The organism is Stenotrophomonas maltophilia group sp. vghtpe118 (genome assembly GCF_052605195.1).
Map to the genome: position 1 here is coordinate 3,772,731 of NZ_CP199672.1, position 18,118 is coordinate 3,790,848.

The following is an 18,118-nucleotide window of genomic DNA, read 5'->3' on the forward strand; positions in this document are numbered from 1 at the left end:
GCATTGCGCGCCGCTGCCGCACAGGCAGGGCAGGACTCAGGCCGCCGCGGCCTCAAGCACGTCTTCCAGCCGCACCTCGCCGAGGAAGCCACCGCTGCTGGTAGCCGGCCGCTGTGCTTCGACGGCGTGGGCGAACTGCACGCCGGCGTCGTCCTGCAGGCGCTCGAACAGCTGCTGCACCCTGGGGAACTCGCGGCGGTCGACCACCTGGTGGTAATCGTTCCAGCGGGCGATGCCGGCGAAGTAGGCGTCGGCGAAGCTGCGCTGCTCGCCCAGCAGCCACGGGCCTGTGCTGAGCATCTGCTCCAGCGCCTGGTGGGCTTGGCGCACCTTGGTGGTGCCATAGGCACGCAGCGCCTTGCCGTCATCGCCCTCGGCGTGTTCCAGCGCGTGCCAGAGCGGGGCGTAGGCACCGAAGAAGCTGGTGTTGAGATAGGCCAGCCGGTGGTTGAGGCGGTCGAAGCCGGAGGTGCCCTGTGCGAAGCCCAGCCCCTGCGCGACGCCCTGGGCGGCCAGGTGGTTGAGGATGGCCAGGCTCTCGCTGAGCAGTTCGCCCTGCGCGGTGCGCAGAGTGGGGGTTTCGCCCAGTGGATTGAGGCGGCGATAGTCTTCGCCCTGCACCTGGCCGGGCATGTCGATACGGCACAGGTGATACGGCTGGCGCAGCCATTCCAGCGCGACGATGGAGCCGAACGAGCAGCCCGAGGGCACGCCGTAGAAGAGGACAGGGGTCATGGCAGGTTTCCGGTTCAAGCCGCGATGCGGCGGGTGAGGAAAGCGTGCCTGCGTGGACATTGCCCCGGAAGCGGTTCGAATGGCATCCTGAAGTCCATACCTGTGGACGTTGCGCATGCTCAACCTCAACGATCTGGCCCTGTTCGTGGCCGCAGTGGAGCAGGGCGGTTTTGCAGCAGGCGGACGCCATCTGGGCCTGCCGCGCTCGACGTTGAGCAAGCGCGTGGCGCTGCTGGAAGAACACCTCGAGGTACGGCTGCTGCAACGCAGTTCGCGGCGCTTCGCGCTGACCGAAGTCGGCCAGGCGTTCTTTGATCGCGCACGCGCGGCGTTGTCCGAGGTGGAGTCCGCCGAGACCATCGTCCGTGACCGCCAGGCCGAACCGAGTGGCACCGTGCGCATCAGCGCTTCGATTCCGGTGGTGCAGGGCGAGCTCGCCGTGTGCCTGCCCCCGTTGGCCCGCCGCTATCCGCGGCTGCGCATCGAAGTTGAAGTGAGTGATCGTTTCGTCGACCTGGCGCAGGAAGGCATCGACATTGCCTTGCGCAGCCACTTCGGTCCGCTGCCGGATTCCGGTCTGGTGCAGCGCTCGCTGAGTAGAGAACGCATCGTGCTGGTGGCGTCGCCTGGCTATCTGGCAGGCGCGCCAGCAGTGGATACGCCCGAGCAGCTAAGCGCGCATGCCGGCCTGCTGACGGCGCGCCACGCAACGCGCTGGACACTGCACGGCACCGACGCCCGCACCGTGCAGGTGGAACCGCAGGTGGCGCTGGTCGGCAATGAGTCGCAGCTTCTGGTCGCGGCGGCCGAAGCGGGCCTTGGCATCACGGTGTTGCCGCACAGCCTGTGTGCCGCAGCGATTGCGGCCGGCCGCCTGCAGCAGGTCCTGCCGGCGTGGCATGCCGGCGAAGTGACCACCAGCGTGCTGCTGCCGCATCGTCGTGGACAGTTGCCGGGCGTGCGCGCGGTGGTGGATGCGCTGGTCGCGCATTACCAGCTCAACGCAGCGCCAGCGCCCAGGGAGAAAGGCGACGGAGGGGATTAAGTCGTTTCGGGCACAGTAGGGCCGATTACGACTTAATCCCCTCCGTCCCCTTTTTATGAGGCGTTCTGGAACAGGTTCGCGACGGCATAGTCGATGAACACCCGCAGGCGTGCACTGGGATGGCGCCCACCGGGCCATAGCAGCGAGAACTGGCCCTGGCGCGTAGGTAGTGTGGGCAACACCTGTTGCAGGCGGCCGTCGGCCAGCGCGTCGGCGGCGAGGAAGTCGGGCATCCAGGCCAGGCCCATGCAACCGATCGCAGCGGCCAGCACGGCTTCCATGTTGTTGCAGGTCATCGCCGTGGAAAGGCGCGCCCCGGCGTCGCCTTCGATGCCCGGCAGCTGCCACGGATGCAGTTTTCCGGTGGTGGGGTAACGGAAGCGCAGCGCTGTGTGCAGGCGCAGGTCGCCTACATCGCCGGGAATGCCGTGCGCCTTCAGATACCCCGGTGCCGCACAGAGGATGAAACGAAAGTCGCCCAGTCGCCGTGCGGTCAGGCTGGAATCGGCCAGCTCGCCGCTGCGTATCACCGCGTCCAGCCCTTCGCTGACCACATCGACGATGCGGTCATTGAACTCCAGTTCCAATTGCACCTGCGGATAGCGTTGCTGGAAGCCGGGCAACACCGGCAGCAGGAAGCGGTAGCCGATGGTGGGCAGGCCGATGCGCAGCAGCCCACTTGGAGCGTGCTGTCGTTGCGCCAGGTCCGCCTGCGCTTCGGAAAGTTCATCCAGTGCGCGGCGGCAGCGCTGCAGCAGCAGTTCGCCTTCGTCGGTGAGGTGCACGCGGCGGGTGGTGCGCTGGAACAAACGGGTGCCCAGGTTCTGTTCAAGGCGGGCGATGCGCTTGCCTACCGCCGAGGCGGACAGGCCGAGTACGCGGGCGGCGCCGACGATGCTGCCCGCCTCTGCGGTTCGGACGAAGGCGAGCAGAGCAGAGATGGAGTCCATGACCGACATGATTGCGGAACATATGGCCGCAATCAACGTCCATAGAGCCTGTTTTTCAGGAATAACGGCCCGCTCATCATCAATGCCCCTGATGGAAGGAGGCCCGCATGGCCCCGGATTCGACGTTCCCTGTACCTGCCCAGACGCCGCAACGCTGGACGCTGCTTGCGGTTTGCCTGGCCGCGCTGGCGCTGCCGTTGTCCTTCACCGCCGGTGCCGTCGCGGTGCCGGTGCTGGCCCGCTCCGCAGTGGCATCGCCCACTGCGCTGGCCTGGGTGACCAACGCCTTCATGCTCACCTTCGGCAGCCTGCTGCTCGCTGCCGGTGGCCTGGCTGATCGCCATGGCCGACGGCGGATGTTCCTGCTGGGCACGGCCGGCTTCACCGTCGCGACGGCCGCTGTATGCCTGGCGCCTACGCTGCTGTGGCTGGATCTGGCGCGCGGCCTGCAGGGCGTGGCCGCCGCCGCAGCGCTGGCCTCGGGCACCGCTGCGCTGGCGCAGGGCTGGCAGGGACCGAGGCGTGCCCGTGTCTTCGCCCTGCTGGGCACGACATTCGGTGCGGGCTTGGCGCTGGGGCCGCTGCTCGCGGGCCTGCTGCTGCAGGCGCTGGGCTGGCGCAGCGTGTTCGCTGCGGGCGGTGTGCTGACGTTGGCGGCGTTCGCCCTGGCCGCGCGCGCGTTGCCCGAAAGCCGGGGCGAGCGCGGACGGCTGGACATCGCCGGCATGCTGGGCTTCAGCCTGATGCTGGCGGCATTGACCCTGGCCCTGCTGTGGCTGGGAGAGTACGGCCTGCACGCCGGTCGCGTGCAGCTGGCGCTGTTGGCGACGCTGCTGTTGGGCGGCGCGTTCGTCTGTACCGAACGGCTGCATCCTTCCCCGTTGCTGGACCTCTCACTGTTCTGGCAACCGGCGTTTCTCGGCGTCCAGCTGCTGCCGGTGGCGACCTGCCTGGGCTACGTGGTGCTGCTGGTCGTGTTGCCTCTGCAACTGCTGGGCGTGCATGGCCAGAGCACGACGCTGGTGGGACTGCAGATGCTGGCGCTGTCCGCGCCGATGCTGATGCTGCCGATGCTGGCCGCGCGTTGGGCGGAGCGCGTTGGAAGCGCACGGCTGTGCACGCTGGGGCTGCTGGTGTGCGCCTCTGGCCTGTACCTGCTGTCGCGCCATGCGACGCATCCGTCGCCCTCGCAGTGGGTGCCGTTGCTGATGTGGGTCGGTGCAGGCACGGCCTTGCCGTGGGGGCTGATGGATGGGCTGTCGGTGAGCGTGGTGCCTGTACAGCGTGCGGGCATGGCCGCCGGCATCTTCGGAACCGTGCGGGTAGCAGGCGAAGGTATCGCCCTGGCCGCAGTGACGGCGCTGCTGGCGATGGTGGTCGACCAGCAGCTGCATGGGGCATCGCCCGCGTCGTTGGCGCGTGCCGGTGCCTATCTGGCGAGCGGGTCCCGCGACCAGGCGGCGGCACTGCTGCCGGCGATGAGCGCTGAGCAGCTGCAGCAGGTCAGCGCCAAGGCGCTGGCAACACTGCTGCGTGTACTGGCGCTGCTGACGGCTGTGTGTGCTGTGTTGTTGCACCTGTTGCTGCGGAAACGCAAAGGCATGTTGGCCGAGCATACGGCGTAGCAGGCTCATCGCCCCCTCCGCCGTCATCCCGTTGTCGTCTTCCGCTCACACCGCCCATGCCCACCCAGGTCTAATGTCGATCGTCCCCGTCCCCCACGGAGACCCGCCATGTGGCTGCTCGACCATCTCTGGCCCAGCCGTCGACCGCTTCCTCCCCCAGTCGCGGATGCGCCGCAGGCGCCGCCACGCCGGCCTTGGCTGAAACGACCCGCGCGGGCGGGGCGCAGCGGCATGGCGCCCTGGCAGAAGATCGCCACGCCGCCGCGGCGCACGCGCCACTAGTCGCTGCGGTCTGACGGGTGATTGATCCCGTCGCTGACCGGAATGACCCCCAGCGCGAACGGGTCGATGCCTTCCAGGCAGGCCACGTTGTAGCCGTACTCGTCCGGGTTGGAGCGGCGCCGGTGATGGGTGTAGATGCCGCACACGCCGCAGAAGTAGTGCTCCGCCACATGGGTGTTGAACTGGTACTTCTGCAGGTGATGCTGCCCGCGCACCACCTGCAGGCCCTGACGGGGGACGCTGGCGGCGATGGCGCCACGGCGGCGGCACATCGAGCAGTCGCAGCGGCGGGGATCGACGATCCCGTCCGGCAGGTCCAGCAGCAGCTCGACCGTGCCGCAGTGACAGGTTGCGCGGTGCCGGGGTTGGACCGGAACGCCGGCCACGGAAGTGATGCCCATCGTTGCTCCTGTGTGATTCATCTGGCCGCGGGGCCGCCGCAGACGGTGCGCCGGCGTGCCTGAACGGGCCGTAGATGCCACGGTGAACCCGCTTGTGGCTAACTATGCGGCTTCGGGACCGCGACAGGATGCCAGTGAGAGCCGCAGGACGTTGGATGACAGGAAGTGCCATGGCGCTGGCAGCGTTGTGGGTGACCGGGCTGCTGGCTTACCAGATGCCCGGGCCGGGCTGGCTGGCGAACGGTATTGCCGTGCTGTGGCTGCTGGCTGCGCTGTGGGCCTCGTGGCGGGTCGCGCGTGGCCGCAGCAGCCGTCGCCTGGGCCTGGCGTTCGGCGCTTCGCTGGCGCTGGCTGGCCTCTGGTGGCTGCTGCTGACCCCGCGCCAGGACCGCGTATGGGCCGACGACGTGGCCCAGCGCCTGCATGTGGTGTCCTTCGACGGGCGCCACGTGGTGTTCGACAGCGTGCGTGATTTCACCTGGCGCAGCGAAACCGACTACGACGCGCACTGGGTGCGCCGCGCGTACGATCTTGACCAGCTGCGCTCGGCCGACCTGGTGCTGTCGTACTGGATGGGCCCGGCGATCGCCCACACCCTCATCTCGTTTGGCTTCGAGGATGGGCGCCACGTGGTGTTCTCGCTGGAGATCCGCAAGGAGCGCGGCGAATCGTTCTCGGCACTGGGCGGCTTCTTCCGCAGGTTCGAGATGACCCTGGTGGCCGCGGAGGAAACCGACATCATCCGCACCCGCACCAATGCGCGCGGTGAGGACGTCTACCTGTACCGCCTGCATGGCATGGACCGCGCGCAGTTGAAGGAGCTGTTTGCCGCGTACATCGCACAGGCACGCGAACTGGATGCCAAGCCGGGCTTCTACAACACGCTCACCAGCAACTGCACCACCATCGTCTTCGACCTGGCCCGCCATATCGCGCCGCGCCTGCCGCTGGACTACCGCCTGCTGCTGTCCGGGTACCTGGCCGAGTACGCACAGGAAGTGGGTGCGTTGACCCCGGGTGTGCCGTACGCCGAGCTGCACGACAAGGGCCGCATCACCCAGCGTGCGTTGGACCTGGGCAGCGGCGAACACTTCTCCACCGTGATCCGCCAGGGCGTGCCTGGCACCGAGCAGGACCCGCAGTAATGACTCGACTCCTCCTGATCCGCTGGCAGCGTGCGCTGCCGGTGTTGTTCGCCGCCTTCCTGCTGCTGGGCAGCAGCGGTTGCGCGATGGTCACCGTCAAGCAGGTCAAATCCAGCGATTCGCTGGTCAACAAGCGTGCCGACGTGCTCAATACCGGCAAGCTCAGCCCCGCCGCGCGCGAGACGCTCAGCGCGGCAGGCCTGGACGAATCGCAGTGCGAGAAGGACTTCCTGGTCTGCCGCAGCACGCTGCTGATGACCGACGATCTCAATGTCGAGCAGCGGCTGTCGGCGCTGTCCGAACTGTGGGTGAAGGCCGCGCTGGCGCTGACGCCGAAGAAGACCGCAGCCGGTGATCCGCCGATGAGCGACGCAGCGCTGGACGCCTGGCTGGAAGCCGCGCGCTACGCCTATGCCTACCTGTTCTACAGCGGCCGATCGCCGTCCGACCGTGCCTTCGAGGACCGGCAGACACAGGTGCGCGACTACTACAACTACGCCGCCGAGAAGGCAGCGGTGGTGCTGTTCGTCCGCGCGCGCGCCGCTGCGTTGGCTGGCGAGGACTACACGAAGCCGATCGCGGTTGGCAGCTGGTCGCTGGCCTCCAACTACCAGCAGCTGAACCTGAAGAGCATTCCCGCACAGCTGGTGCCGGCCGGCACGGTCAGCTTCGTCGGGCTGCGCAGTACTTATCGCCGTGATGGCTTCGGTGCCGAGCTGGTGATGGTGATGGACCCGCCGAAGCTGGTCGCACCGGTGATCGCGCCTGAGGGCCCGAAGGCCGAGACACCGCAGGATGACGAAGAGGGCGCACGCCGTGGCCGTCGCCACCGGCATGACGATTCGGTGCCCGAGTTCAGCGAGATGTCCTCGATCAACGTCACCGCGTTGCTGCGTTTCGAAGGCAGCAGCCTGGACGATGTGATGCGGACGCGCCGGGTTGAACTGGATGCCTATTCGCCGGAAGCCACCGAGCGCATCACCCTGCACGGCGAGCAGGTGCCGCTGGCCGGCAATTTCACCGCAGCCTACGGCCTGTGGCTTGCCCAGAGCGGCTTCGCCCGGCAGTCACTGCGCACCCTGTTCGGCATGAGCGAGGGCATCGGCGAGCCACACATCTACCTGATGCAACCGTGGGACCCGAACCGCCGCATCATCTTCATGCTGCACGGCCTGGCCAGCAGCCCGGAAGCCTGGGTGAACCTGGCCAACGAGATCATGGGCGACCCCGAGCTGCGCCAGCAGTTCCAGGTGTGGCAGGTCTATTACCCGACCAACGCACCGATCGCGCTGAACCGCTACGAGATCGCCAACGCGTTCAACGACACGCTGAAGCACTTCGATCCCAATGGCAGCACTCGTGCATCGAAGGATATGGTCTACATCGGCCACAGCATGGGCGGCGTGCTCGCGCGGCTGCTGGTGAGCGATTCCGGTGACGTGCTGTGGAACGACCTGCTGGCCAACTATGACCTGAAGGGCGAGCGTCTGAAGCGCGTGCAGAACAAGCTGGGGCCGTTGCTGCATTTCAAGGCACAGCCGAACGTGGAGCGTGCGATCTTCATCGCCGCTCCCCACCAGGGCACGGACATCGCCGGCAACAAGGTCGGGCGCCTGCTGGGCCGGCTGGTGCGCCTGCCGCTGACCATTCTCGGCAAGTTCGAGGACGTGTTCATGGCGCTGGCGCAGGCCGAGCAGCAGGTCGATGGCACGGCCAAGCCGAAGATTCCCAACAGCATCGACAACCTCAAGGCCAGCGATCCGTTCGTCAAGGCCGCAGCGCAGCTGCCGATCGAAGCGGGACTGAAGTACCACTCGATCATCGCCCAGCGCAAGCCGGAGCTGCCGGTGGACAAGTCCGATGACGGACTGGTGCCGTACTGGAGTGCGCACCTGCCGGGTGCACAGTCGGAGAAGGTGATCATTTCCGGCCACAGCGTGCAGGAGACCCCGCAAGCGGTGCTGGAAGTGCGGCGCATCCTGCACCGGGATATCGATGACGTGGGGACGGGGACCCGGTAGTGCCGGCCGCTGGCCGGCACTCTCCGCGCACGCGGGAATCCCGTGATGGTGCCGGCCAGCGGCCGACACTGCCGAAACCGGGCGACGCTACACCCGCCGCGCGATCACCGCGGCCAGCACCGCCAGGCCGAAGGTGATCGCCAGGCACAGCAGGTAGCCGGTGTGCGGCGCGCTTTCCACGAACAGCGCGAACAACGCACCGGAGACCGCCAGCGCGGTGGTCACCGACAGGGCCTCGCTCAGCTGCAGGGCCGACGTGTTGGCACCCTGCTCATGCGCTGCTGACAGCGAAAGCGTGAGTACCGAGAGGCTGGCGTAGATCATGCCCATGCCGAAACCGGTGACCGTCCAGCCCACCAGGGCCACCGGCAATGGCACTGCATTGAACAACACCGCAAGCGTTGCGGCGATGCCGACCGTCATCATCGCCGTGCCGACGCGCAGCAGCTGCTGGCGTGACCAGCCGCGCTGCTGGTGACCCTGCAGCCAGGAGCCAGCGAACCAACCGAGTGCGCCGAGGCTGAGCACCGCGCCGGCCCAGCTGGGCGGGAGCCCGCGTTCGCGCTGAAGCAGCAGCGGCAGGTAGGCTTCGCAGGCGAAGAATGCGGCGGCGGCGATGCCGCGCAGTGCGATCACGCTGGGCAGGCCCCTGCGCAGGATCAGCGTTCCGGCCGGCAGCAGGCGATGCACGCATAGCAGCTGCGCCAGCATCGCCACGCTGATGCAGAGCAGGGCGGTCGGACCGTGCTGCTGGCCGCCGAAGTACAGCAGCAGCGCCGCCAGCGATGCACCACTGGCCCAACGTACGACGTTGCCGCGCCCCTCGTCGTCGTTGCTGTCGGCGGAGGGTTGCATGCGCGCCAGCGCAGGCCGCAGCAACAGGGCAGCGGGGACTGCCAGCAGCGGCACCGCCAGGAACACCCAGCGCCAGCCGAGATGCTGGACGATCAGGCCGCTCAGCGCCGGGCCGACCATCGAGGGCACCACCCAGCCCGCCGAGAATGCCGCGAACACCTTCGGCCGCAGGTGCTCGGGGTAGCTGCGGCCGACCATCACGTACAGCGAGACCGAAATCGCGCCCGCACCCAGGCCCTGCAGCAGGCGCCCGGCCACCAGCATGCCCATGCGCACGGCGAAGCCGGCCAGCAGCAGGCCCAGCACGAAGCAGGCCAGGCCGTACCACAGCGGCCGTGCCGGGCCCTGGCGGTCGGCCCAGCGTCCGGCCAGGGTCATGCCGATCACGCTGGTGGCCAGTGTGCCACCGAAGGCCAGCGCATACAGGCGCAGGCCGCTGAGTGCTTCGGCCACCGTGGGCATCGCGGCCGCGACGGCCAATGCTTCGAAGGCGTGCAGCGCGACCAGCGCGACCATGCCGAGGGTGGTGGCGCGGTAGCGCGCGGACAGGATCGATGTGTCAGCCGGCAGGCGGGTGTCGGCGGGAGAGAGGGTCGGGGTCATACCGGTCAGGGGCGGGCCGCGCTTGTCAACGGGCGGCGAAGATAGCAGCATGCCACCTCAACTATAGTTGAGGTCAAGCAATGGCATCCCAGGAACTCAGCGTTGGCGAGGTCTCCCAGCGCAGTGGCGTGGCCGTTTCCGCACTGCATTTCTACGAGCGCAAGGGGCTGATCAGCAGCCTGCGCACCTCGGGCAACCAACGCCGTTACAGCCGCGACGTGCTGCGCCGGCTGGCGGTGATCCGCGTTGCGCAGCGGGTGGGCATGCCACTGGAAGCGGTCGGCCGCGCCTTCGAGAGCCTGCCTGAAGGCCGTGCACCGACCAAGGCTGACTGGGCCAAGCTGTCCGCGCGCTGGCGCACCGAGCTGGAAGAGCGCATCCACATGCTGCAGCTGCTGCGCGATGAACTGACCGGCTGCATCGGCTGTGGCTGCCTGTCACTGCAGCATTGCCGCCTGGCCAACCCTGGCGACGTTCTCGGCGAACGCGGCGATGGCCCGATGCGCTGGGAATGAAAAAGGGGACGCGCTCCCGGTAGCGCCGGGCCATGCCCGGCGGACGAAAACGACTTGATCCCCTCCGTCCCCTTTTTCTTACCAGACCGTGATCGTCTCGCCGCTCTGGATGCCTTCCACCGCGCGCTGGAAGGCCAGCGCCGCGCGTTGCGCGCTTACCGCTTCGAAGCCCGGGAAGTAGGGGCCGTAGGCCGCCATCGATTCGATCAGTACGTTCGGGCTGACCACGTTGATGCGCAGGCCGCGCGGCAGCAGCTCCAGTGCGGCAGCGCGCACGAAGCCTTCCAGTGCGGCATTCACTGCGGTGGCGTTGACGCCGTCGCGGATCGGCTGCGCGCTGATGATGCCGCTGGTCAGGGTGATCGAGCCACCGGCATTGAGGTGGTGCTGGGCGGCCAGTGCCAGCCGCACCTGGCCCAGCAGCTTGTCCTGCAGGCCGCTGTTGAACTGTGCCGGCGTCATCTCCTGCAGCGGTCCGAAATGCACCGAGCCGGTGGTGGAGATCACCGCATCGACTGCACCGGTGCGGGCGAACAGTTCGGCGACGCTGGCGTCGTCAGTCAGGTCCACACGCAGTTCGCCACTGCGGCGGCCGGCGGCGAGAATCTGATGCTGTTGGCCGAGCTGACGGGCGACTGCCTGGCCGAGGGTGCCGCTGGCACCGACGAGGAGGATCTTCATGGCCGTTCCTTGCGTGTGGGAGTGAGCGCAGTCTGCGCCGTCACAGCGTGGTTAGGTAAGCGGCGTATGATTTGCAGATTCCTAACTCTGGATTAGCAATGGATACCCTTCGCTGCATGCAGGCCTTCGTCGCCGTGGCCGAACGCGGCAGCTTTGCAGGGGCCGCCGAACAGCTGCAGGTGTCGGCGGTGATGGTGGGCAAGTACATCCAGCAGTTGGAAGCACATCTGGGCACCGCGTTGCTGCAACGGAACACCCGCCGCCAGCGCTTGACCGAAGCCGGCAGCGCCTACCTGGCCGGGTGCCGGCAGGTGCTGGAGCAGGTGCAGCAGGCCGAGGCCGATGTGGCCGGCCTGCAGGTACAGCCGCGTGGCCTGTTGCGGGTCAGCGCGCCCACCACCTGGGGCAGCTGCGTGCTGGCGCCGCAGCTGGCTGGCCTGCTGCGTGCGCAGCCACAGTTGAATATCGAGCTGGACCTGAGCAACCGCCGCGTGGACCTGATCGAAGATGGCTTCGACGCGGCGATCCGGGTCGGGCCGTTGCCATCGCAGGAGGTGGTGGCGCGGCCGCTGCCGCCGTATGCGATGAGCCTGTGCGCGGCGCCGTCTTACCTGCGCAGGCGCGGCACGCCGCGAACACCGGATGACCTGCAGGGGCACGACTGCCTGAGCCACCTGGCCTGGCGCGGCGGGCATGGCTGGCAGTTGGCCAACGGCGAACAGGTCGACTGGGAGGCACGGCTGAGCAGCAACGATGGCTTCGCGTTGCGCGAAGCCGCCGTAGCCGGGGCCGGGCTGGTACTGCAGCCCACCGCACTGCTGGCGGCGGAGATCGCAGCGGGACGGTTGAAGCCGCTGCTGCGCGACTACCTGCCGGAACCGCGGCCGATGCACCTGATGTACCTGCCCGATCGACGCCCGCGCCCGCGTTTGCAGTGCTTCGTCGATTTCGTCATGGCCACGTTGGGGCAGTGATCATCGGGGTAGATGGGGTCAGATCCCTTTGCCTCGGCAAAGGGATCTGACCCCAGGGGATCAATCATTCGCCGCAGACAATTCCTGTCCACGCACCTGCGCGGCGCGCAGTGCGGTGTCCACCAGTGCCTCGAAGCCGCCAGCCTGGAAGCTCTCGATCGCGGCCTGGGTAGTGCCGTTGGGTGACGTCACGCGTCGGCGCAGCTCTGCGGGGCTCTCACCGGCCTCATCCAGCATGCGCGAGGCGCCCAGCAGGGTCTGCACCACCAGCGTGCGCGCGGCCTCGGCCGGCAGGCCCTGGGCAATGCCCGCCGCTTCCATCGCTTCGGCCAGCAGGAACACATAGGCCGGCCCGCTGCCAGACACGGCGGTGACCGAATCCATCAGTGCCTCGCGTTCGATCCACACCGTGCGCCCAGCGCTGGCCAGCACCTGTTCGGCCTGCGCGTGCTGCTGCGGATTCACCGAGGGCGTGGCATACAGGCCGGTCACGCCGGCGCCGAGCAGAGCGGGGGTATTGGGCATTGCGCGCACCACCGGCAGGTTGCCACCCAGCCAGCGCTCCAGCTGTGCGCTGGTGATGCCGGCAGCGATCGACACCACCAGCGGCCGGTTTGCCTGGGCCAGTGCCTGCAGCGACTGGCAGACCTCACGCAGCACCTGCGGCTTCACCGCCAGCAGCCAGGTGCTGCCCTGTGCGCCGGCATCGGTGGCGTTGTCGTGTACCTGCACGCCGAAGTCGGCAGCCAGCGACTCGCGCAGCGCTGCAACCGGTTCGGCCACATGGATGTGCGCGGCGGGCACGCCCTGGCGGATCAGGCCGGCGATCAGGCTGCGGGCCATGTTGCCGCCGCCGATGAAGGTGATGGAATCATCTGCCATGGAAGTCTCCTTGGAAAATCAGGCCGGGCGCGCGCGCGCGCCGAACAGGGCGGTGCCGATGCGCACCAGGGTGGCGCCCTCGGCGATGGCTTCGGCGTAGTCGCTGCTCATGCCCATCGACAGCGTGTCGACCTGCGCGCGCTGGGCGGCCAGCGACTGGAAAAGTGTGCGCATGCGCACGAACGCATCCCGACGGCGCTCCACCTCGGGCCACGGCGCAGGAATCGCCATCAGGCCACGCAGGCACAGCGAGGGCTCGGCGGCAATCGCTGCGGCCAGCCCCTCGACATCCTCCGGTGCACAGCCGTGCTTGCTCGATTCATCGTCGATGTTGACCTGGATCAGCACATTCAGCGGGCCGCGTGCGGCCGGGCGATGGCGCGCCAGCGCCGTTACCAGCTTGGGCCGGTCCACGCTCTGCACCCAGTCGAAATGGGTGGCCACCGCCTCGGCCTTGTTCGACTGCAGGTGGCCGATCAGGTGCCACTCCAGCGCCAGGTGCTGCAGTGCCTGCATCTTGGCCAGCGCTTCCTGCACATAGTTCTCGCCGAAGGCCTGCTGGCCCTGTGCGGCCAGCGCGGCCACGGCCTCGGCCGGTTGGGTCTTGGACACGGCCAGCAGGCGCGGATCGGGCCGGCCGGCCGCCTCGGCGGCGGCATGCAGGTTGCTCAGGATCTGGGGCAGGGGAGTGGCCACGTAACGCGTTCCGTTGAATCAGGAGGCTATACTGCCGCCCGGGGAAAGATCCTTCCAGTCGAAGCCGTTATTGGGGAGTAGCCGCTCATGGATATCGCCGAACTGCTGGCGTTTTCCGTAAAGAACAAAGCGTCCGACCTGCACCTGTCTGCAGGCCTGCCGCCGATGATCCGCGTGGACGGCGACGTTCGCCGGATCAACATCCCGGCCCTGGACCACAAGCAGGTCCACGCGCTGGTGTACGACATCATGTCCGACAAGCAGCGCCGCGATTACGAGGAATTCCTCGAAGTGGACTTCTCCTTCGAGATCCCGTCGCTGGCGCGCTTCCGTGTGAACGCGTTCAACCAGAACCGCGGCGCCGGTGCGGTGTTCCGTACCATTCCGTCCGAGGTGCTCACCCTCGAGGACCTGGCCTGCCCGCCGCTGTTCCGCGAGGTAATCCAGCAACCGCAGGGCCTGATCCTGGTGACCGGCCCGACCGGCTCGGGCAAGTCGACCACGCTGGCGGCGATGATCGACTACATCAACAAGAACGAATACGGCCACATCCTCACCGTCGAGGATCCGATCGAATTCGTGCACACCTCGCAGAAGTGCCTGATCAACCAGCGCGAAGTGCACCGTGACACGCATGGCTTCAACGAAGCACTGCGCTCGGCACTGCGTGAGGACCCGGACATCATCCTGGTCGGCGAACTCCGCGACCTGGAAACCATCCGCCTGGCACTGACCGCCGCGGAAACCGGCCACCTGGTGTTCGGCACCCTGCACACCAGTTCGGCGGCCAAGACCATCGACCGTATCATCGACGTGTTCCCGGCCGGCGAAAAGCCGATGGTGCGTTCGATGTTGTCCGAGTCGCTGCGTGCGGTGATCTCGCAGGCACTGCTGAAGAAGGTCGGCGGCGGCCGTACCGCGGCGTGGGAAATCATGGTCGGCACCCCGGCCATCCGCAACCTGATCCGCGAGGACAAGGTGGCGCAGATGTACTCGGCCATCCAGACCGGCCAGCAGTACGGCATGATGACCCTGGACCAGCACCTGCAGGACCTGGTCAAGCGCAGCCTGATCACCCGCAACCAGGCCCGCGAGTACGCCAAGGACAAGCGCCTGTTCGAGTAAGGCGGGACAGCGACGGGCGGCGCGCGCAATGGCGCGGCCGCTCCGTGTTGTTTCCTCCACCGACCGTTACCTGGTAAACCGCTTTCCGGGAGCCCGCCGTGAACACCACCGCGACCACCATCGATTTCACTTCGTTCCTCAAGCTGATGGCGCACCAGCGCGCCTCTGACCTGTTCATCACTGCGGGTATGCCACCGGCGATGAAGGTCAACGGCAAGATCTCGCCGATCACGCAGACGCCACTGACGCCGCAGCAGAGCCGCGACCTGGTCCTCAACGTGATGACCCCGGCACAGCGCGAGGAATTCGAGAAGACCCACGAATGCAACTTCGCCATCGGCCTGTCCGGTGTCGGCCGTTTCCGCGTGAGCTGCTTCTACCAGCGCAACCAGGTCGGCATGGTGCTGCGTCGCATCGAGACGCGCATTCCGACCGTGGAAGAGCTGAGCCTGCCGCCGATCATCAAGACGCTGGCGATGACCAAGCGCGGCATCATCCTGTTCGTCGGTGCCACCGGTACCGGTAAATCGACTTCGCTGGCGGCGATGATCGGTTACCGCAACCAGAATTCGACCGGCCACATCATCACCATCGAAGACCCGATCGAATTCGTGCACAAGCACGAGGGCTGCATCATCACCCAGCGCGAAGTCGGCATCGATACCGACAGCTGGGAAGCTGCGCTGAAGAACACCCTGCGCCAGGCGCCGGACGTGATCATGATCGGCGAGGTGCGTACCCGCGAAGGCATGGACCACGCCATCGCGTTCGCCGAAACCGGCCACCTGGTGCTGGCCACGCTGCATGCCAACAATGCCAACCAGGCGATGGACCGCATCGTCAACTTCTTCCCGGAAGACCGCCGCAACCAGCTGTTGATGGACCTGTCGCTGAACCTCAAGGGCGTGGTCGCGCAGCAGCTGGTGCCGTCGCCCGATGGCCGCTCGCGCAAAGTGGCGATGGAGATCCTGCTGGGCACGCCACTGGTACAGGACTACATCCGCGACGGCGAGATCCACAAGCTGAAGGAAGTGATGAAGGACTCGGTCCAGCTGGGCATGAAGACCTTCGACCAGAGCCTGTTCGAGCTGTACCAGGCCGGCGAGATCAGCTACGAGGACGCGCTGCGTTACGCCGATTCGCAGAACGAGGTGCGCCTGCGCATCAAGCTCAGCCAGGGCGGCGACGCGCGCACCCTGTCGCAGGGGCTGGATGGGGTGGAGATCTCCGAAATCCGCTGACCTGGCCGGCAACGGTCATGACCGGATTGATGAATTCCAGTCATGACCGACTGCGGTCCAGCCGGCTCAATCCATCGCCACCGCAGGCGTATCGTCAGCACTCCCCCTCTGGAGTACGACGATGCAGACACGTGAACTCGGCCGCAGCGGCCTGAAGGTTTCCGCTCTGGGCCTGGGTTGCATGGGCCTGACCCATGCCTACGGCCAGCCGGTCGAACCGAGCCAGGGCATCGCCCTGCTGCACGCTGCCGTCGAGCGCGGCGTGACCTTCTTCGACACCGCCGAGGTGTACGGCCCGTACACCAACGAAGACCTGCTCGGCCAGGCCTTGGCGCCCTACCGCGACAGGCTGGTGATCGCCACCAAGTTTGGTTTCAAGGACGCGCGCACCGATGCCGGCCTGGACAGCCGCCCGGAGAACATCCGTGCCGTGGCCGAAGCCAGCCTCAAGCGCCTGCGTACCGACCATATCGATCTGTTCTACCAGCACCGCGTCGACCCGAACGTGCCGATCGAGGATGTGGCCGGCACCGTGCGCGACCTGATCGCCGAGGGCAAGGTCGGCCACTTCGGCCTGTCCGAGGCGAGCGCTGCCACCGTGCGTCGCGCGCATGCGGTGCAGCCGGTCACCGCCGTGCAGAGCGAGTACTCGCTGTGGTGGCGCGAACCGGAGCGTGAGCTGCTGCCGACCCTGCAGGAGCTGGGCATCGGCTTCGTGCCGTTCAGCCCGCTGGGCCGCGGCTTCCTGACCGGTGCGATCAACGCCGATACCACCTTCGACGCCAACGACTTCCGTAACAGCGTGCCGCGTTTCGAAGTGGAGGCGCGCCGCGCCAACCAGGCGCTGGTGGATCGCATCAGCACGATTGCGGCAGCGCGCGGTGCGACGCCTGCGCAGGTCGCACTGGCCTGGCTGCTCGCGCAGGCACCGTGGATCGTGCCGATTCCGGGCACCACCAAGGTTCATCGCCTGGAAGAGAACCTGGGCGCGGCCGACCTGCAGCTGGCACCGGAAGAACTGCAACGCATCGCGCAGGCGCTGGACGAAGTGTCGATCGTTGGCGAGCGTTACAACCCGCAGCGTGCGGCACAGGCCAAGGGCTGATCACCGGGTGCGGACCGAGGTGGGTGCGGACCGTTGGTCCGCACACCTCATCCAGCCATCGGCCCGCGCAGCGCATCAAGCACCGTCCGCATCGCCACGGTCACGTGGCGGCGCGAAGGGTAGTACGCGTAGTAGCCATCGAAGTGCGGGCACCAGTCGTCCAGCACTGATTGCAGCCGGCCATCGTCCAGCATCGGCTGCACCTGGTCTTCCGGCAGCCAGGCCAATCCGCTGCCTGCCAGCGCAGCGGTGCGGGTCATGCCCATGGTGTTGAACGTCCACTGGCCGCTCACGCGCACGCTCAGTTCATTGCCGTCCTGGCCGAAATCCCACGGCATCAGCCCACCATGCGTGGGCAGCCGCAGGGTCACGCAGTTGTGCCCGGCCAGGTCGTCCGGATGCCGCGGCACCGCGTGCTGGCGGAAGTAGCTGGGCGCCCCGACCACGCGCATGCGCAGCGGCGGGCTGATCGGTACGGCGATCATGTCGCGCGCCAGCCGCTCGCCCAAGCGGATGCCGATGTCGTAGCGCTCGGCCACGATGTCGGCCAACCCGTAGTCGGCCGCCAGTTCCACCTTCAAATCCGGATACTGCTGCAGCAGCGGCGCCAGCCTGGGCCAGGCGATGTACTCGGCAGCGTGGCCGGTGGCATTGATACGGATGGTGCCGGCCGGGCGTTCACGGTACTCGGCCAGCGCGGCCAGCCCGTCCTCGATCTCGGCCAGGCGCGGGGCCAGGGTATCGAGCAGGCGGGCACCGGCTTCGGTGGTCGAGACGCTGCGGGTGGTGCGGGTCAGCAGGCGCACGCCCAGGCGCTGCTCCAGTCCGCGCATGGCATGGCTGAGCGCGGACTGGGACACGCCCAGCTGGGCGGCAGCCTTGGTGAAGCTGCCCTCGCGGGCAACGTGGACGAAGGCCTGCAGGTCGTTGAGATTTTCGCGGGGCATGCGGGAATGATACGGCCGGGCTGCGCCCGGCACCTGCTTCGAGCCAAGGCAACGTCAACGTCAAATGCGTACATTCCGTGGGATGGCGTGGTGGGTCCGGCTGAGGGGGACGCCGTCCGTGTGGCTCGGTCGCGCTTGCTCGTGTGCGCTGTCCTGCGCACACGGCAAGACCGGGGTTGGGCGTCCTGCCCAACCCGCCCGAGGCATGCCTCGGGCCCATGGCGCTCACGCCCCCGCAACCTGAGCCAGCCCGCCTTCGACAGTTTCCCGCGAGCTGTTGGAACGGCATT

The 18,118-nt window shown here is 67.5% G+C and carries 16 protein-coding genes and 1 pseudogene; 9 read left to right on the forward strand and 8 right to left on the reverse strand.

Annotated elements, in window-relative coordinates; genetic code table 11:
• Positions 1-36 precede the first annotated feature (36 nt).
• On the reverse strand, positions 37-735 hold the full coding sequence (locus ACUDTM_RS17215; protein ID WP_353080144.1) for a glutathione S-transferase family protein: 699 nt from the start codon (positions 733-735) through the stop codon (positions 37-39).
• Between the two features lie 115 nt (positions 736-850).
• Here ACUDTM_RS17215 and ACUDTM_RS17220 point away from each other — a divergent pair, with 115 nt between their 5' ends.
• A complete protein-coding gene (locus ACUDTM_RS17220; protein WP_445391425.1) occupies positions 851-1,780 on the forward strand; it encodes a LysR substrate-binding domain-containing protein in 930 nt (309 codons plus the stop codon).
• A gap of 25 nt (positions 1,781-1,805) precedes the next feature.
• On the opposite strand, the pseudogene ACUDTM_RS17225 reads toward ACUDTM_RS17220, so the two are convergent.
• Positions 1,806-2,730: pseudogene (locus ACUDTM_RS17225) on the reverse strand (LysR substrate-binding domain-containing protein).
• 107 nt (positions 2,731-2,837) lie between these two features.
• On the opposite strand from ACUDTM_RS17225, the gene ACUDTM_RS17230 reads away from it, so the two are divergent.
• Positions 2,838-4,355, forward strand: coding sequence for an MFS transporter (locus ACUDTM_RS17230; RefSeq protein WP_088497794.1), 1,518 nt, complete (start codon positions 2,838-2,840; stop codon positions 4,353-4,355).
• A 278-nt stretch (positions 4,356-4,633) separates the two neighbouring features.
• On the opposite strand, the gene ACUDTM_RS17235 is transcribed toward ACUDTM_RS17230, so the two are convergent.
• A complete protein-coding gene (locus ACUDTM_RS17235; protein ID WP_072168213.1) occupies positions 4,634-5,038 on the reverse strand; it encodes a GFA family protein in 405 nt (134 codons plus the stop codon).
• 170 nt (positions 5,039-5,208) lie between these two features.
• On the opposite strand from ACUDTM_RS17235, the gene ACUDTM_RS17240 reads away from it, so the two are divergent.
• Both ACUDTM_RS17240 and ACUDTM_RS17245 read left to right on the forward strand, forming a co-directional pair.
• Positions 5,209-6,183 carry an Lnb N-terminal periplasmic domain-containing protein gene (locus ACUDTM_RS17240; RefSeq protein ID WP_252744683.1) on the forward strand — a complete coding sequence of 325 codons (975 nt, stop codon included), beginning with the start codon at positions 5,209-5,211 and terminating at the stop codon, positions 6,181-6,183.
• The gene (locus ACUDTM_RS17245; protein WP_072168211.1) at positions 6,183-8,204 is read left to right on the forward strand and encodes an esterase/lipase family protein; all 2,022 of its coding nucleotides are present in this window, start codon (positions 6,183-6,185) and stop codon (positions 8,202-8,204) included. Before ACUDTM_RS17240 ends, ACUDTM_RS17245 begins: the two co-directional genes overlap by 1 nt.
• 87 nt (positions 8,205-8,291) lie before the next feature.
• Here ACUDTM_RS17245 and ACUDTM_RS17250 read toward each other — a convergent pair whose 3' ends face one another.
• Positions 8,292-9,713, reverse strand: coding sequence for an MFS transporter (locus tag ACUDTM_RS17250; protein WP_111007637.1), 1,422 nt, complete (start codon positions 9,711-9,713; stop codon positions 8,292-8,294).
• Positions 9,714-9,742: 29 nt separating this feature from the next.
• Between ACUDTM_RS17250 and soxR the strand changes: the two genes are divergently transcribed.
• Entirely contained in the window at positions 9,743-10,177 is a 435-nt protein-coding gene (gene soxR, locus ACUDTM_RS17255) for a redox-sensitive transcriptional activator SoxR (protein WP_005415534.1), read from the forward strand.
• 78 nt (positions 10,178-10,255) lie between these two features.
• Here the strand turns inward: soxR and ACUDTM_RS17260 are convergent, their stop codons facing one another.
• A complete protein-coding gene (locus ACUDTM_RS17260) occupies positions 10,256-10,858 on the reverse strand; it encodes a short chain dehydrogenase (protein WP_005415535.1) in 603 nt (200 codons plus the stop codon).
• Between the two features lie 98 nt (positions 10,859-10,956).
• Between ACUDTM_RS17260 and ACUDTM_RS17265 the strand changes: the two genes are divergently transcribed.
• On the forward strand, positions 10,957-11,832 hold the full coding sequence (locus ACUDTM_RS17265) for a LysR family transcriptional regulator (RefSeq protein ID WP_188241213.1): 876 nt from the start codon (positions 10,957-10,959) through the stop codon (positions 11,830-11,832).
• A gap of 60 nt (positions 11,833-11,892) precedes the next feature.
• Here ACUDTM_RS17265 and proC read toward each other — a convergent pair whose 3' ends face one another.
• Entirely contained in the window at positions 11,893-12,714 is an 822-nt protein-coding gene (gene proC, locus ACUDTM_RS17270; RefSeq protein ID WP_445391426.1) for a pyrroline-5-carboxylate reductase, read from the reverse strand.
• An 18-nt stretch (positions 12,715-12,732) separates the two neighbouring features.
• The gene (locus ACUDTM_RS17275) at positions 12,733-13,410 is read right to left on the reverse strand and encodes a YggS family pyridoxal phosphate-dependent enzyme (protein WP_005415538.1); all 678 of its coding nucleotides are present in this window, start codon (positions 13,408-13,410) and stop codon (positions 12,733-12,735) included.
• An 87-nt stretch (positions 13,411-13,497) separates the two neighbouring features.
• On the opposite strand from ACUDTM_RS17275, the gene ACUDTM_RS17280 reads away from it, so the two are divergent.
• The 3 genes from ACUDTM_RS17280 (at position 13,498) to ACUDTM_RS17290 (ending at position 16,881) form a co-directional block, all read left to right on the forward strand.
• A complete protein-coding gene (locus tag ACUDTM_RS17280) occupies positions 13,498-14,535 on the forward strand; it encodes a type IV pilus twitching motility protein PilT (protein ID WP_004147099.1) in 1,038 nt (345 codons plus the stop codon).
• Between the two features lie 98 nt (positions 14,536-14,633).
• Entirely contained in the window at positions 14,634-15,776 is a 1,143-nt protein-coding gene (locus tag ACUDTM_RS17285) for a PilT/PilU family type 4a pilus ATPase (RefSeq protein ID WP_005415539.1), read from the forward strand.
• Between the two features lie 121 nt (positions 15,777-15,897).
• Complete coding sequence (locus tag ACUDTM_RS17290; RefSeq protein ID WP_049411038.1) at positions 15,898-16,881, forward strand: aldo/keto reductase; 984 nt, start codon at positions 15,898-15,900, stop codon at positions 16,879-16,881.
• A 47-nt stretch (positions 16,882-16,928) separates the two neighbouring features.
• Here ACUDTM_RS17290 and ACUDTM_RS17295 read toward each other — a convergent pair whose 3' ends face one another.
• Positions 16,929-17,828, reverse strand: a complete 900-nt coding sequence (locus ACUDTM_RS17295; protein WP_088497788.1) for a LysR family transcriptional regulator — start codon at positions 17,826-17,828, stop codon at positions 16,929-16,931.
• Between the last annotated feature and the right edge of the window lie 290 nt (positions 17,829-18,118).

Coding starts and splice junctions, on each gene's coding strand:
- ACUDTM_RS17215 (WP_353080144.1), bottom strand. CDS start 735: ATGACCCCTGTCCTCTTCTACGGCGTGCCCTCGGGCTGCTCGTTCGGC.
- ACUDTM_RS17220 (WP_445391425.1), top strand. CDS start 851: ATGCTCAACCTCAACGATCTGGCCCTGTTCGTGGCCGCAGTGGAGCAG.
- ACUDTM_RS17230 (WP_088497794.1), top strand. CDS start 2,838: ATGGCCCCGGATTCGACGTTCCCTGTACCTGCCCAGACGCCGCAACGC.
- ACUDTM_RS17235 (WP_072168213.1), bottom strand. CDS start 5,038: ATGGGCATCACTTCCGTGGCCGGCGTTCCGGTCCAACCCCGGCACCGC.
- ACUDTM_RS17240 (WP_252744683.1), top strand. CDS start 5,209: ATGGCGCTGGCAGCGTTGTGGGTGACCGGGCTGCTGGCTTACCAGATG.
- ACUDTM_RS17245 (WP_072168211.1), top strand. CDS start 6,183: ATGACTCGACTCCTCCTGATCCGCTGGCAGCGTGCGCTGCCGGTGTTG.
- ACUDTM_RS17250 (WP_111007637.1), bottom strand. CDS start 9,713: ATGCTGCTATCTTCGCCGCCCGTTGACAAGCGCGGCCCGCCCCTGACC.
- soxR (WP_005415534.1), top strand. CDS start 9,743: ATGGCATCCCAGGAACTCAGCGTTGGCGAGGTCTCCCAGCGCAGTGGC.
- ACUDTM_RS17260 (WP_005415535.1), bottom strand. CDS start 10,858: ATGAAGATCCTCCTCGTCGGTGCCAGCGGCACCCTCGGCCAGGCAGTC.
- ACUDTM_RS17265 (WP_188241213.1), top strand. CDS start 10,957: ATGGATACCCTTCGCTGCATGCAGGCCTTCGTCGCCGTGGCCGAACGC.
- proC (WP_445391426.1), bottom strand. CDS start 12,714: ATGGCAGATGATTCCATCACCTTCATCGGCGGCGGCAACATGGCCCGC.
- ACUDTM_RS17280 (WP_004147099.1), top strand. CDS start 13,498: ATGGATATCGCCGAACTGCTGGCGTTTTCCGTAAAGAACAAAGCGTCC.
- ACUDTM_RS17290 (WP_049411038.1), top strand. CDS start 15,898: ATGCAGACACGTGAACTCGGCCGCAGCGGCCTGAAGGTTTCCGCTCTG.
- ACUDTM_RS17295 (WP_088497788.1), bottom strand. CDS start 17,828: ATGCCCCGCGAAAATCTCAACGACCTGCAGGCCTTCGTCCACGTTGCC.